At 69.7% G+C, this 14,389-nt stretch carries 8 protein-coding genes and 1 pseudogene; 6 read left to right on the top strand and 3 right to left on the bottom strand.

Annotated features, from left to right (window positions below; translation table 11 throughout):
- The first annotated feature begins 101 nt into the window (after nucleotides 1–101).
- The 4 genes from ACGF15_RS21490 to ACGF15_RS21475 all read left to right on the top strand — a co-directional run bounded on the left by ACGF15_RS21490 (nucleotide 102) and on the right by ACGF15_RS21475 (nucleotide 4,852).
- Nucleotides 102–1,445, top strand: a complete 1,344-nt coding sequence (locus ACGF15_RS21490) for a TerD family protein (RefSeq protein WP_392801070.1) — start codon at nucleotides 102–104, stop codon at nucleotides 1,443–1,445.
- Nucleotides 1,446–1,730: 285 nt separating this feature from the next.
- The gene (locus ACGF15_RS21485) at nucleotides 1,731–2,180 is read left to right on the top strand and encodes a hypothetical protein (protein WP_392801067.1); all 450 of its coding nucleotides are present in this window, start codon (nucleotides 1,731–1,733) and stop codon (nucleotides 2,178–2,180) included.
- 4 nt (nucleotides 2,181–2,184) lie between these two features.
- Nucleotides 2,185–4,323, top strand: a complete 2,139-nt coding sequence (locus tag ACGF15_RS21480; RefSeq protein WP_392801064.1) for a hypothetical protein — start codon at nucleotides 2,185–2,187, stop codon at nucleotides 4,321–4,323.
- Nucleotides 4,316–4,852: a hypothetical protein gene (locus ACGF15_RS21475; protein ID WP_362612187.1), complete on the top strand. Its 537-nt coding sequence runs from the start codon at nucleotides 4,316–4,318 to the stop codon at nucleotides 4,850–4,852. The genes ACGF15_RS21480 and ACGF15_RS21475 overlap by 8 nt, the downstream gene beginning before the upstream one ends.
- A gap of 108 nt (nucleotides 4,853–4,960) precedes the next feature.
- Here the strand turns inward: ACGF15_RS21475 and ACGF15_RS21470 are convergent, their stop codons facing one another.
- Nucleotides 4,961–5,575, bottom strand: a complete 615-nt coding sequence (locus ACGF15_RS21470) for a class I SAM-dependent methyltransferase (protein ID WP_392801061.1) — start codon at nucleotides 5,573–5,575, stop codon at nucleotides 4,961–4,963.
- A 140-nt stretch (nucleotides 5,576–5,715) separates the two neighbouring features.
- On the opposite strand from ACGF15_RS21470, the pseudogene ACGF15_RS21465 reads away from it, so the two are divergent.
- Nucleotides 5,716–6,624 (top strand): annotated as a pseudogene (locus tag ACGF15_RS21465) (RHS repeat-associated core domain-containing protein); the annotation flags it as partial.
- Between the two features lie 13 nt (nucleotides 6,625–6,637).
- Nucleotides 6,638–7,408, top strand: coding sequence for a hypothetical protein (locus tag ACGF15_RS21460; RefSeq protein WP_392801058.1), 771 nt, complete (start codon nucleotides 6,638–6,640; stop codon nucleotides 7,406–7,408).
- Between the two features lie 1,004 nt (nucleotides 7,409–8,412).
- Here the strand turns inward: ACGF15_RS21460 and ACGF15_RS21455 are convergent.
- Both ACGF15_RS21455 and ACGF15_RS21450 read right to left on the bottom strand, forming a co-directional pair.
- Nucleotides 8,413–9,087 (bottom strand): hypothetical protein, encoded by a 675-nt coding sequence (locus tag ACGF15_RS21455; RefSeq protein WP_345614347.1) that lies wholly within the window; start codon nucleotides 9,085–9,087, stop codon nucleotides 8,413–8,415.
- 520 nt (nucleotides 9,088–9,607) lie between these two features.
- Nucleotides 9,608–13,996 carry a hypothetical protein gene (locus ACGF15_RS21450; protein WP_392801055.1) on the bottom strand — a complete coding sequence of 1,463 codons (4,389 nt, stop codon included), beginning with the start codon at nucleotides 13,994–13,996 and terminating at the stop codon, nucleotides 9,608–9,610.
- Nucleotides 13,997–14,389 lie beyond the last annotated feature (393 nt).

The raw sequence follows: 14,389 nt of genomic DNA, 5'->3' as shown, positions 1-14,389 counted from the left end.
CCGCGCCCGGGGCGGGTCCGCGGGCCTGCCCGACGAGCCCGACCGGGCGCTTTCCAACCCGCGGGGAAGCACTTCCCCGCAAGAAACACGAGAGGTCACCGATGGACATCCGCCTCGCCAAAGGCGCCAACGCCCCTCTGCCCGCCGGACCGTGCCGGGTCCACCTCGCCTCGGCAGGTGCGGAGATCGACGTCTGCGCCGTGCTCCTCGGCCCGGACGGAAGGGTGCGCGGGGACGAGGACCTGGTCTTCTTCAACCATCCGGCCGAGGGGGGCGTGAAGCTGGAGGACCGCACCATCACCGCGGACCTGGCGGCGGTCCCCGCCTCCGTGGAGCGCATCGGCGTCGTCGCCGCGCTCGACACCGCGGCGGGCGGAGTCCACCGCTTCGACGCCGCGAGCACACCCCGGGCCTCGGTCGAGTGCGGCGAGGCGCGCATCACCTTCGAACCGCCGCCGCTGGCCGACGGAGAGACGGCGGCGCTGGTGGTCGAGCTCTACCGGCGCGCCGGTACGTGGAAGGTGCGCGCCGTGGGGCAGGGCTGGTCCACGGGACTGGCCGGACTGGCCACGGACTTCGGCGTGGCCGTCGACGACCCGGGCCCGGGCGCCTCCCCCGCCGCACCGCCCCCGGCACCGCCCGCCACCACGCCTCCACCGCCCCCGGCACCGCCCGCCACCACGACGGTGCGGCCCCCGGCACCGGAGCCCCCGGCGGCGGCTCCTCCCGCCGCACCGCCGCGCCCGACCGGCCGGCCGGCGGCGCAGCCCCCGGCCTCCCCGGCACCGATCCCGCCGCCCGCACCGCCCGCACCCCGGCACATCGTCCTCACGAAGGCCGGTTCCGACACGCTCTCGCTGCACAAGGACCAGCCCGGTGCCGCCGTCACGGCGACACTGGAGTGGGACGGGGGCAGCGCGCGCCGCCGGCGGGCGGGGGCCGACCTCGACCTCTACGCCCTCTCCGTCCCCCGCCACCTGGTCACCGAGCGCGGCAAGCGGCCGAAGGCGACCGACCTGGTCGTGTACTACCGCAGCCTCGGCTCGCTCGCCGGTCCACCGTTCATCGCCCTGGACGGGGACGCCCGGACGCCGGGGCGGGAGACCATCACCATCACGCGCCCGGACCTCCAGGGCTACGTCCTGCTGTGCGCCTACAGCGCCGTCGAGAACGGCATCGGCTCCTTCCGGTCCTACGGGGCGCGGGTGGTCGTGACGGAGCGCGGCGGCTCCTCCGTCACCGTCCCGCTGTTCAGCACCAAGGCCCTGGCGTACTGGGTGGCGATCGCCATGGTCGACTTCACCGTCGAGGGGGGTGTCCGGATCGAGCACGTGGAGCAGTACAGCGGCCGACGCGTCGAGGCGCGGCCGACCCTCTACTCCAACCGGAAGTTCCGTATGGGGACGGGTCCGGTGGAGTTCAAGACCCGTCCCCACGGAGGCTGATGCGGCCGCACACGCCCCGCACGGCAGGGGTGTTCCGTGCGGCCGAACACCCTCGGCGTCATCGGCGTACGTCGGCGTACGTCGGGCAGGCGCAGCGACCTCCCGTCCCGCACCGCTCCGGAACCACTCGTTAGGGTGGTGGCTGATTCCGTGATGTGAGGGAGGGGCGTCCGTGAGCGGTGGCGCCCCGGCCGAGTCCACCCGGCACGGCCGCGCCCTCGAAGACCGCCGCGTCGGCAACGGCCCGGCACACCGACGACAGAACACGTCCAGCAGGGGGTCGTCATGACGTGGACCGAGTGGGAGCAGGTCAAGGACGAGGTCGCCCAACGGGGGCCTGCGCAGATGCAGCTGAACCGGCTGATCGACGAACCGGGCGGCGGCGGGGCCCCGGATCTGGTCGTCCGTGACGACGAGTTGGGCGCACTGGGCAATATGGCCTACGACCTGCGGGAGGGTTTCCGCGTGGCCGCGGACCACGCGCGGCCGAGCACCTTCACCGCGTCCGTGGAGCTCTTCAACGACGGTCTGGACCTGGGCTCGGCACTCACCGAGATGCACGACGCCTGGAACACGCAGCAGCAGGCCCTGAAGGAGGCGTGCGCCCACATCTCCAACCACCTGGACTTCACCCGGGCCCAGCATGCAAAGGACGAGGTGGACATCGAGACGGGCATGCGGGACGCGGCGGGAGACCTGCTGACCGTGTCGCGGCTGAACGAACTCCTGAAGTAGAGGAATGGGGACGACACCGATGGCGACCGGCACGATGACCGTGGACGAGTTGAGAAGCCTCCGCCTGGGCTCGCTCGACAGCGCGGTCTCCGACTGGAAGACCATGGCCGGCAAGCTGGAGCTGCTGGCGACCGGCGGCAACGGCGAGACCAGCGCCGCGGATCTGAGGAAGAAGGCCGACGCGGCCGACTGGAAGGGCGACAACGCCACGGTGTCCCGGGCCTTCGTCACCAAGACCGCAGCGCAGTTCTCGGACGCGGCGGCCGAGGCGAAGAGCGTGCTGGCGATCCTCAGCGGGGCCCACACCGCGTTCACCCAGCACAAGGCGGACCTGCAGACGGCCGTCGACGACCTGGCCAAGCGCAATATCTACGTCAACGGCAAGGGCGGCGTGGTGGCTGCGGTGCCCCCACCGGGCGTCGCCGGGGACGCCGAGATCCACAAGCCCACGGACGCGGAACTGGACATCGCACAGAACAGGATCACGAAGATCCTCGCCGGAGCGAGCGAGACCGACCGCATCGCCGCCCGCGCCCTGCGCCAGCTCGCCAAGAACAAGTACGACTTCGCCGGAGAAGGCTCGGACAGCCTGAAGAACGCCGACCGCGAGCAGGGCAGGGCCGACGCGGAGTACTGGCGCAGGGAGATCGCCAAGGGGAACGTCGACGAGTGGAGCGAGGAGAAGCTCGCCCGGTTCAACGAGGTCCTCGCGTACCAGAACGACAACCCGGCCTTCACCGAGGCACTGGCGGTCGGCCTGGGAGCCGACGGCACGCTCCAGTTCTGGCGCGACCTCGCCGACCCCGGCCAGGGAAGGACCCCGGAGGGCGACCGGGCCGAACTCCTCGGCGAGGTCCAGCAGAACCTCAGCATGTCCCTGGCCAACGCCTCGCACAGCCACTCCCCCGAGATGGAGGCGTGGAAGAAGCAGATCATCGCCGCCGGCCCCAAGGACTTCGGCCACGAGGGGATCATGGTCCGGCCCTACGGCTTCCAGATCATGAGCAACCTGATGGTCAAGGGGAACTTCGACAGCGGCTTCCTCGACGACTACGGCAAGGCCCTCCATTCCTTCGAGACGGAGAAGAAGCCCTTCAAGCCGGCGGACATGTGGGGAAATCCCCTCATCGCATCCCAGCTCGACTACACGGGCAAGGGTCCGGACGACGACTACGGCGCTCCGGGCAGCGACCCCATGGCCGGCTACCTGAAGGCCGTCTCACACAACCCGGACTTCGCGACCGAGCTGTTCAACCGCGACGAGATGGCCGACTACCTGCTGACGGAGCGCGAGTTCTACGACGAGGACGACCCCTTCGACCGGGGCGACGGGACGGTGCAGTCCCGCGACGCCCTGGGCAAGGCGCTGCTGGCGGCCGGCACCGGGATCAACCCCGACGAGCCGCACATCATCGACTCCTACGAGCACACCGAGGCCCAGAAGGACGCCTTCACCGGCACTTTGAGACGCCTTGCCGAGCGCGGTGACGACTTCCCGCCCGAACTGCGCGACGACATGGCGCTGCTGATCGGAAACCACGGGGCGGAGGTGCACCAGACGGCGAGCGCCATCAACACGAATGAAGCGCCTTTGGACTACGGGCACCTTTTGGAGGTGTCAAAGCAGGTGGCGCGCGACCAGAACTCGTACGGCCTCCTCATGGAGGGCGTCAACCAGGCCATCGTCGCCGACATCCACGCCGAGCACAAAGGCGACCCGGTGGAGGAGCTCCAGCGGGCCGGTCAGACCATCGGCTTCATGGAGACGGTGCGCAACCACGCGATCGAGACGGACACGGACGATCCGTCCTGGACCGCGAAGTGGGGCTACCACGTCATCGGCGGTGCGGCCAACTTCATCCCGGTGGTGGGTGATGCGGTCCAGCGCGGGGTGGATGCGGGTGCGTACGCCTGGCAACTCGAGGAGCAGGCACGCATCGACGGTGAGAAGAAGGAGGACAAGGGCCAGAACTTCTCCATCCGCCAGGACCACCTGACGGCCCTCTCCGACGAGTGGGCGAGGGTGAACCCGGACCACGCCTTGTGCCGGGAGGGAGAGGAAGACAAGTATCCGCGTCAGCAGGCCATCGGAACAGCGGCCTTCAACGGCAACGACACGGCGAACGGAGCAGTGGGTGAATGACCCCAGGACGAGCGGACGGCGGGGCGTACTGACGGGGGCCGCGCTGCTCTCCCTCCTCGCCCCGACCACCGCCTGCACAGCCTTCGGCGGGTACGACGTGCCGGACTCCGTGTGCGGTCGGCCCATCGCCCCGGAGGTGCTCGCACCGCTCCTGCCGGAGGGCGAGAATCTGAAGGAGCGGCACAGGTCCGTCGACGAGGACGCCTCGATGTGCACGCTCTCCGTCGACGGCGACGCCGCCCTCGTCGTCGAGGAGTGGCGTGACCAGGAGCCCCGCGACATGCTGGAGCGGGAGAAGGACAAGGACCCGGCCGGTGACCCGGCCAGGTCCGATGTCCAGGGGGACTCCGTCATCTCCGACGGCCGGTTCCACTCCATGAACCCCTGCCCGGCCCGCGGCGAGAAGAGCAACCACACCCTCACCCTCTACCTCGGGGGAGCCGGAACCGCGGGGAAGCGCGACGAGCTGGAGGCGTTCGCCGCCGCCTACCTCCCCGAAGGTCTCAAGGCCATGGGCTGCACGGAGTGAGCGGCAGGTGCGGCCCTTGGAGAGCCCGGCTCAGATCTCATCCGAGCCGGGCTTGCCCCGTCAGGGTCGGCTCCATGGAGCCGGCCTCGGGATCCGGGCCCGGCTCTCTCAGCCGAGAGCTGCCCGGTGCACGCTGACGGCGTAGCCGCCGCCCTCGTAGGGACGGGCGTCCCACGTCGCGAAGCGGTCGGTGAGGGTGAGACCGGCCGCGGCGCAGTAGGCGTCGTAGTCGGCAAGGGTGATCGCAGGGCGAACCGGCAGGTGCGCCTCGTCCAGGCCGAAGCCCGCGACCAGCAGGCCGCCCGGGCGCAGGGTCGCGGCCAGGCGGCTGACCACCTCGGCCTCCGTGCCCGGCGCAAGGAGCTGGAAGGTGTTCCCGGCGGCGACGACGAGGCCGAAGGCCGTGGCACCGGGGAGCGCGGCCGCGTCGAGTGCGGCCAGGTCGGCCTGGAGCCACGGCAGCTCCGGCGCCTGCCGGCGCGCCACCGCCAGCATGGAGGCGTCGACGTCGACTCCGACGCAGTCGTACCCGAGCTCCGCAAGGCGGATCATGACCCGGCCGGTACCGCACCCGGCGTCCAGTACCCGCGCCCCGGCGGGCGCCAGCGCGGCGCACAGGCGTGCCTCGCCGTGCATGTCCCTGCCGCTGTCGGCCAGGGCGGCGAACCGGGCAGCGTAGTCCTCTCCCGACGTCCCACCGGTCAGTTCTTCCCAACGGTTCATGCGGCCCAGGATATTCATCGGAGACCGGGGTTCGACGACCGGCGCCGGTACGACGGCAGCCGGCACACCGCCGACGCGGTCCCGCACGGACCCGGGGTGGACAGGCCCCCACCGTCACGGCAGTCCTGCGGCACGCCCGGACCTGGGACGGCCTCACCCTGTGCGAGCAGACCAGCCACCAGCCGGACGTTTCGAACACGGTCGCCGTCACCTGGGACCACCGTGCCGACGTCCCCATGGCCCAGACCGAGCGCATCCTCACGGCCGACGACCGCCAGGATGAGCTCGACCGCCGGTTCTTCGCCATCGCCACCGACCTCATCGGCACGCCGACCGAGCTCGTCGACGAGACGGGCGACATCGCCTGGCGCACCCGGGCCACCCTGTGGGGCACCACCGCCTGGGCCCGTGACAGCAGCACCTACACCCCTTTCCGCTTCCCCGGCCAGTACTACGACCCCGAAACCGGCCTCCACTACAACTACTTCCGGCACTACGACCCAGAGAGCGGCCGCTACACCTCCCCGGACCCTCTCGGCCTGGCTCCCGCACCGAACCCGGTCGCCTACGTGGACAACCCGTACAGCGGGTGCGACCCGCTGGGTCTCATGCCCAAGTACACGAAGGAGGAGAAGGCCCAGCAGGCCCGGGAAAAGGCCATCAAGACCGCGGACGAGGTCGTCGAGAGAGCCCAGGGGGACCGGATGAGGAAGGACGGCGGCTATCACGCGGACACCAGGCACGGCTTCAGCGACGAACGGGTCCTGGAGATCCTCAAGAACCCGGACGCGGTGTACCACTCAACGGCGGGCAGCGGAAACCTGATCTTCCGACAGGGTGAGGACGTCGTGGTGGCCAGGGGTGGCGGCGCCGGAGGAGGCAATGTCATCACGGCATACGGTCCGTCGGGCATCAAGGGCGAGTCCGGGGCCGAGGCGCTGGGCGGCCTGCCCGCCGACCCCGGCGGACCGATCACCCACGCCGACGTGGTGGAGGGCAGGATTCCAGCCAAGAACGGCTACATGGCTCCGGCAGTGCAGATCAAATGAGGTGGCATCGACCATGAATCTGACCTTGGGCGACGACTGGCACGCAACGGTGACGGCCGATCAGTTGCCCCTCACCCCGCGCTTCACGGGCAACTCCGTGGACGTCACGCACGACGCGAACGCGGAGGAACGTGAGCGGTCCCTCTCGGCCACGTTCGGCAGCCAGGACTGGCTGTGGGACACCCCTGACATCCTCCGCTTCGACCAGGACAGCCGGAAACTGGTGGGGGCCGAATTCCAGATGCCATACGTGTCCACGTACGCCGAAATCTCCGCCCGCGTCCCCGTCCTGCCCGCGGTACGCCCGGGCGGGCTCATGGCGGATGACGTGCGGGACTTCCGGCTGGACATGTGCACGGTGCTGTGCCGCGCTCCCGAGGACGCCGTACTGACCTGTCTGCGCGACGTCGACGTCCTCGACGAACCGCTGGAGGCCGCCATCGGCATCGCCCCGGACGTGGCGCTCCTGGTCCAGCACGGCACCGTCGTCGGCTGGAGCCTCACCGATCCCGCGCGCTACCTGACCACCGCCTACACCGCCCCCGACCCCGCCCCACCGGCCCCGGCCACCCGCCGACTGCTCAGCGCCTGCCTGGACCTGGTCTCCGACCCGCTGCTCGAAGCGGTACAGAACCGCGAGCCGACCGCCCTGACCCGGCTCCGCGAGGCCCACCAGTCCCTCCGCACCCAACAACAGGATCGCCACCGAGCCAACGCCCTCCTGGTGCTCATCAACAACCTGGTCGAGGACTACGCCGACCGGCCGACCGGGCAGAAGCCGTGAAGCACCGGCCTGCCCCGCCCATGGCAGACGGCGAGCGACACGACGCCGTCCGGATCCGGTGAGGGTACGCGCACGTGCACCTACTCCTGAAGAGCTGAGCGTCCAGGCGACGGACACTCCGCTGCCCGCCACCCCATTGGTTGTGGTCGGACGACGACCTGGCACCGAACCTGAAGAGCTGATCGCGCTCTGAAATGGGACGACACTCGCGCATGCACCGACCCAGCCGTTCCTTCGATGCCCTTGCCTCGATCGGTCACTGCGTGCACTGACGGCCAATCACTGCCCACCCGAGCCGGCGTGGGATTTGTCCGGACCGGACAGTCCCGACGAAGCCTGTCGTCCCATGGGAGACCGGTGAATTTCACCCATGCCCCACGGGCCAGCAACGGTCCCCTGATGGAGGGTCACGCGTGGCTGTCCACCAGTTGTCCACCGGGACCCTTCCCGCAAGCGTGATCCATCCCATACAAACAAGGGAAAGGGCAGGTCAGAGCGTTAGATCGTCCATCTCGTCACAGGGACCAAACCTCTGACCTGCGCATTGAGATGCGCAGACGGCAGTGCCCGATTTACCGATATTCCAAGGTCACCCGAAATAAGGAACCCCAGGCCAGAGGTCCGACCCGGGGTTCACCATGGAGCCGCCTTCGGGATTCGAACCCGAGACCTACGCATTACGAGGCCATAAGCGTTCGTGTTGCCTGGTACCTCGTCGTGCTGTGTGGTGACGTTTCGCCTGATCAGAGCACATGCTACCTGTTGGCCCGTGACGCCTCGTGTTGCACCGTCCAAAGGCGTCTGTCCACCGACTGTCCACTGGATGGAGGCGCAACCGGCATTGCGCGACCTCTAGCGGCGGCGAGGCGCCCTCCCGATTGCATCAGTTCGGAGTCTCCGTGTCCATCTGTAGCAAACGTACAAGGCACCCCTCCCCCAGTTCAAGTGCTCTCGTTGGTGACCGAGGTGGCCACCGTCGGCTCGGATCTCGGGACAGTCAGCAGTCAGGGCAGCTGCTTGCCTTGGGTGAACAGAGCTGCTTCGACTTGATCCGGCAGTACGCCTCGGGACTGCGCGTACTCGTGTACCCCGTCCGCGTACAGCTGATATTGGTCTGTGGTCCAGCCGTTCTCCGGCCAGCCGGTGTCCACAGCGTCGTCGGCCTGGAGGGCTCGTGAGACGACGCTGTCCAGGATGACCGGGCGGGGCGGCGCTGTGGCCCTGTCGTGCCCGGCGAAGTAGAGCACCTTGGTGAAGAAGGCCGGTCCCAGGCACGGCACCCGCTGGTAGTTGTTGAAGGCCCAGTAAGCGTCCGCAGCGCCTCGTGCCTGGAGCACGTCGAGTGCCTCGCTGAGTCGAGCGTCGATGTCTGCAGGTGAGGAGTGCTCGAAGACGCGTGCGCGCCAGTTCACCGACTGCGCCTTGGTGCCGGTCCCCCAGACCGAGGCGGCGACGAGCAGGTGGCGGCGGCCTTCGGCGGTGTTTACCTGACCGGCGGTGCTGAACACGGCCCGCCGGTCCACCCGAGGCCAGCGGCCCACATCCGGGCACTCGTCGAGCACAGCCGGCCACCAGGTGGAATCCGGGAGCAGCGGTATCCAGCGGGCTCGATCGAAGGGAATTGCTTGGCCGAGGACCGTGTCACGGTCGGGGAGGTCGACGTCATCAGGGAGAACCATCACTTTCTTACTCCTTTGCGGGTACGAAGCTGCAAGATCAGGCGGTCAGGAGCCATCGGCAACCACGGAATCTGCAAGCTCAGCCGCGATGCCGGGGAGCACTGAAGAAGCAGTTCACGGCGAAGCGGGGCGGCACGATGCGGGTCGGTGACGATTCAGGTGATCGTTCTCCGATGCGGCTCCAGTACGGGGAGGATGGGAATCGCCTGGTGTCTGTCGACTGGCTATGGCGGTGTCTCGCACCGCCATAGCCACTGTCGACGGTCGTGCGGGGCGTCAACCGTAGTGTCCTGGCGACCACGCTCGCGTTGAAGGCCCAGCGTGCGCCGTCGGCCACCAGCCACAACACCACCGGGCCCTGTGCTGTCATGTCCAGGAGCGACGTGTATTTGCGCCGATAGGTTGGTCAGCCGACCGCCCGGTCGGGGGTCGCACCCACGGCACAACCGTGCCTCCGCAGCGGCCGGAGTCTCCGGTGGCGGTGCGGTTCACGGTCCGGCCGCCCTCCCAGGAAGGTAAGTCACAGGCCAAGGTCACCCGAGCTTGAAGCGAGGGCTGGGGGTTCGGGACAAAGGCGCCGCACAGCGGCGGCTAGTTCGCGGTGGCAGAGGTGCAGGGAGAGATCGGGCACCGTGAGCGCCTCCCGCATTCGCTGGGAAACCTCCGGGGCGGCCAGGTAGTTGGCGATGGCAGGGGAGGTGTCTGCCTCCCGGCACAGCAGAGTGAGCAATGCAGGGTTCGCCTCGTCGGCCGTACGCCAGTGGTCGGCGAGCGGACAGTCCGTCGGCAGCAGACCCGCCCGCGCGGCGGCAATGAGGGCCATGCAGGTGTCCTGGGCGTGCCACTGCTGGGTGCTGCCGCTCACCTCGTACGCGTACACCGCCCGCTCGACCACGGCGGCGGACCACTCCGTGCGCGGCAGCCACACGGCGGCCCACGCGATGGCGGCCGGGTCGGCCGCGGTGTTGGGTTCCAGCGCGGGGATGGCGGGCGGCAGGAGGGCCGGGCGGGCGCACTCGGTGACCGCTTGGGCCGCCCAGCCGATGCCCTTCCAATGTGCTTCGGCGTCCACCGCCAACGGGCGGGCCGCGATCTGTCCGACGAGCCGCCCCAGAGCCTCGGCCAGGGAATCGACGGAGCCATGTGTCTGGCCGACCACCTTGAGCAGCAGGCTGGCCTGGTGCGGCCCCACCGCGTGCACCAGAGTGTCGGCCGGCAGCGTGAGAAGATGGTCGAAGACAGCATCGTAGGCGTCGCGGCGGCCGGTCAACGACAGCGCCTGGAGCAGACGCGGTGTCAGTTGCAGGTCCGCCCGGAGGTTGAGCCGCAGCCTGCTGAGCAGCCGGGCTGTGCTGACGCTTGCGGCCAGCTGCTCGCCCCACTGCGGCTCCCAAATATGGGCGAGGTTCAGCATCTCGGTGACCGCCCGCGGGCTGGCCAGCAGGTGCATGGTCGACTCCCACCGGCCGGTGACCAGGGGCCGCATCCAGTCGCTCTCCTCGGTCCTGTTGGTCACGCCGAGACGAGCCAGCTGGCGCCCCACCACGCCTTGGGTCACCGGATCCTGCTCAAACTTGAACTCCTCGACGAGCGTGCGCCAGCGGCCCCGGTTGCTGCTCCGCAGCGCCTCGAGCTCCTTCCTCCCGAGTCCGGGCAGGCAGCGCTCCAGCTCGCTCAGCAGCTCGGCGGTGAGCGAGGGACGGACCACGCTGCGGGCGACGAGCTCCCGCAGGTGGGACAGGTCCTGGCCGGCGTGCGGCTGGCTCAGGCTCTGCACCGCCGTCGCCGCGCTGCCCGGGTCCATCTTCCGCAGCTGGCCGAGGGCGGTGGTGAAGGCCCCGACTCGGCGGTCCGCCCGTAGCCGCTCCGCCCAGTCCCACCGCGGGTTCTGCTCCCTGAAGTGCTGCAGGACCAGGGCGGTCGGCGCGGGCTGCCCGCTTGCCCGCAGCGTATTCGCCAGCACCTGCAGCTTCTGCGCCGCATGGCTCGCGGTGCTGAGGAACTCCCTGCGCACCGCCCGGTCCGGGCGCAGCTTCCTGGCGAAGTCCTTCCCGATGTCCGGGAACACCGCTAGCCCCAGCCGGTGGGTCTGCACCATGCTCTCCGGGGCAAGGTCGACCCGGAGCATCCGGTTGCGCAGCAGCTGGCGGTCCAGCCGCTGCTCCAGGGCCCGCAGGAACCGCTGGCCGAAGTAGTCGTCCTGAATCAGCAGCATGGCTAGGCGCGGGCCCCAGGGCCGGGCCGAACCGCGCTGCGCGTGAATGTTGGTGACGACGAGGTCCAGCGCCGTCTGTTCCATGTCTTCCCGGTAGTCCGCGCCAGCCTCCCACAGTCCGCGCAGCAGGTAGTAGACGATCGCGGGCCGGCGCTCCCGCCCCATCGCTTTTTCGGTGAACTTTCGGCCCAGCTCGCAGGCCAGCCGGTAGCTGAACCGCTCCTCGGTGTCGCAGTACAGGTCGTCGACGTCGGCGACGCTCTTGAGCAGCATGCCCGCGCCGCGCGCGTCGCGGAGGTCGTCGGCCGTCTTGGCCAGTTCGCGGGCCAGGCCAGCGTCGGCGACCAGTTTGCCCTCGTGGTTCTCCTGGTAGAGCAGGGTACGCAGGCTGCCGGCGTGGATGTTGCGCACAGTCGAGATGAGGATGGAGGCCTCCGCTGGCGTCGCCGCCTTCACCACGGGGACCAGTGTGTGGCCGAACTTCAGTTGATTGAGTAGCCGGTTGCTGAGTCCGCGGTTGTTCCGCGCCAGGTCCTTGAGGGCCTGGCTAATCTGGATGGCGTCCGAGTACGCCAGCGCGGCCTGGAGCTGCGCCCGGTACTGCTCGATGTCCGCGTCCCAGTCCCGGCTGCCGTCAAAGTGCAGCCGCAGTGACAGCCAGGACAGGATGGCGGCCAAGGGTGTGCTCCGGGTGGGGCGCCGGTTCAGCAGGACCTGCGCCGGCCGGAGCAGCGGCCGCAGCACCGCGCGCGGGTCGTCCTTCCGGGCCTCCACCGCCCGGTTGAAGATGACCTCGTCCATGCGTCGGATGGCGATGAGGTCCCGGTGGCGGCGCGGGTCGGCGTCGCGGACCAGGTCCTCGGCCCGCTTCTCCAACCACTCGCAGACCGTGGCAGTGGGCGTGGTGCCCTCACCGGCCAGCTTGAGCAGGGCGCTGACCATGCGCTGGCGGTCCTGGAGGCTGGAGGAGCGGGCGAGGACGGCGTCCAAACCACCGTCTGGCTTCCCGGCCCAGGCGACCAGGTCTGCCACGGCATCCTGCGACAGCCGCTGCTCGTGGTCCCACAGTGCGGTGAGTACGACGGTGAGGTCGCGCACCGCCAGGTCTGAGGTCTTTGGGATGCGCCTGAGCACGGGCGGAAGCGCGGCGGCGATCCAGTGCGACTCGCTGTGACGCTGGCACAACCGCAGCAGGGAAAGGGCGGTTCGCGGGTGGGCGCGGGCCGACCAGTTGGTGATCGCGGCACGGACCGGTTCGCGGTCCAGGAGCGCCGCAAGCTGCTCCGGCGCGTAGGCGGCGCAGTTGCGCAGCAGGGAACACACTCGCTCGTGGTCGTCCTCCATGAGGAGGGCGACCGCGTACGCCTCCAGAAGGTCGGGCAAAGCGTCGCGGGCGGTCGTCTCCTTGAAGCTCGCGCAGGCGAGCACTGCCTCGGCCTGCACCGTGCTGGGAATCCACGCGTCATCTTGGCGGAGGGTGACGTCCAGCGCTCGTCGGGCTTCCTCCGGGACAGCCGCCACATACGCAGACGGAACCCCCACGTCCAACCACGACACCGCGGCCAGCAGAGCCAGCTCGGATCGGACTTCGGTGGTAAGGGCGTCCCAGACCCCCTGTGCCTGGGCCAGCAGCAGCTCCGTTCCGGAGCCCCCCTTCGCCGCAGTGGCCGCCGCAACGGTCCGGCCGGTGCCTCCCTCCCGCAGCAGGTCGGCCAGGACACGGAGGTCACCCTGGCATGCCTCGGCTGCCAGTTCGACCGCCGCCGTGTCCTCGGACTTCACCACGTACGCCGCAGGGTCGCGCCCGAGCATGGCGCGAGCCAGGTCGGGGACTTGCTCCGGCAGGACCACCGTGACATAGGCGGTCACCCCGCTGTTGTCCCAGTGGTGGGCGGCCCCGTCGACGAAGCGGGTCAGTGCGAGCACACCCACCTTGAGTTCGCCCAGGGACTCCAGCGCCTCGCCGATGTTGCCATCCTCCAGGGCGTGCAGGTCCTCCAGGACCACCAGCACCTTGCGGCGGGCTTTGTCGACGGCGGTGGCGGTGAGTGCAGCCCCGACCACGGCGAGCAGTTCGCCGTCCGGGGGCGCCTGGCGGTTGCCGGGGGACAGCACCACCGTCTGCCAGCCGGCGGCCTCCACCTTCCGCACCACCTGCTGGGCACAGACCGTCTTCCCGCTGTTGCGGGCCCCCGACTGAACTACCCGGGACAGCGGCCGCTGATAGAACTGGCGGAACAGGAAGGAGGACCGTTCGAAGTCGACCACGTGCGGGTCCTGCGCACCGGACCAGGCCAGGTCGGCGCCGACCACGCCGTTCGAATGGAGGATTCGCCACTCGTGGGCGTCCAGAGTCCGGCGTGCCCAGCGGCGCACAGCCTCGTGCCAGCCCTCGCCCCACAGCAGCCGGGCCGCTCCCAGCAGCGTCGGGTCAGGGTCGGCCTCGACGGTGCCGGCCCGGCGCATCCGCCAGCCGTCCCCATCCCGCCACAGCACGTCGAATCCGGTCTCGGCGGCCGCTGCCAGTGCCCTCTCGGTTTCGGACGGCGGTAGCCACAGGCCCTCCTCCGAGATGTTTGCCAGGGTGAGCACACCGAGCTCCCCGAGGTCCGGCAGACCGCCCTCAGCGGCGATCCAGCAGAGAGCGACGGCCGGGGCACAGGAGTCCACGGTGACCAGGGAGGGATTCAGCACGCACCGCACGTCGACGCGGGTGCGGACATCGGTGGGACGGATCCGTCCCGCGGACCCCACCAACTCCCTGGCAGAGAGCAACCCTTGTTCAATCGCGGAAGTGTCAGGCAACGGGGACCAGGTCACCTGGACGGTGCCGGGGTCGCCACCAAGTCCCGCCGTGACCAGACGGGGATCGAACGCGATGTCCGCGCCGGCGATGACATGCCAGTCGTACACCGGTGCCAGCAGTACGGGTACCGCGTCCACCGTCCTGCCCCAGGTTGGCGCCTGCTCCTGGTCCACCGGCAGAGTGTCCGCCCTGGTCACCAGTTGGTCCAGCTCGGCCACCAGGTCGCGGTCGAGCTCGGCCAGCAGGCCGCCCAGACCGGTGACTCCCGGCGACAGGTATTC

The organism is Streptomyces sp. NPDC048001 (genome assembly GCF_043203115.1).
Classification (GTDB): domain Bacteria; phylum Actinomycetota; class Actinomycetes; order Streptomycetales; family Streptomycetaceae; genus Streptomyces; species Streptomyces sanyensis.
The sequence above is the reverse complement of the archived record's forward strand: the minus strand, read 5'-3'. Positions and strand labels throughout refer to the sequence as shown.

What these genes read in the sequence shown, in the direction of transcription:
- ACGF15_RS21455 (WP_345614347.1), bottom strand. Translation starts at nt 9,087, where the DNA reads ATGGTTCTCCCTGATGACGTCGACCTCCCCGACCGTGACACGGTCCTC.
- ACGF15_RS21485 (WP_392801067.1), top strand. Translation starts at nt 1,731, where the DNA reads ATGACGTGGACCGAGTGGGAGCAGGTCAAGGACGAGGTCGCCCAACGG.
- ACGF15_RS21470 (WP_392801061.1), bottom strand. Translation starts at nt 5,575, where the DNA reads ATGAACCGTTGGGAAGAACTGACCGGTGGGACGTCGGGAGAGGACTAC.
- ACGF15_RS21480 (WP_392801064.1), top strand. Translation starts at nt 2,185, where the DNA reads ATGGGGACGACACCGATGGCGACCGGCACGATGACCGTGGACGAGTTG.
- ACGF15_RS21490 (WP_392801070.1), top strand. Translation starts at nt 102, where the DNA reads ATGGACATCCGCCTCGCCAAAGGCGCCAACGCCCCTCTGCCCGCCGGA.
- ACGF15_RS21460 (WP_392801058.1), top strand. Translation starts at nt 6,638, where the DNA reads ATGAATCTGACCTTGGGCGACGACTGGCACGCAACGGTGACGGCCGAT.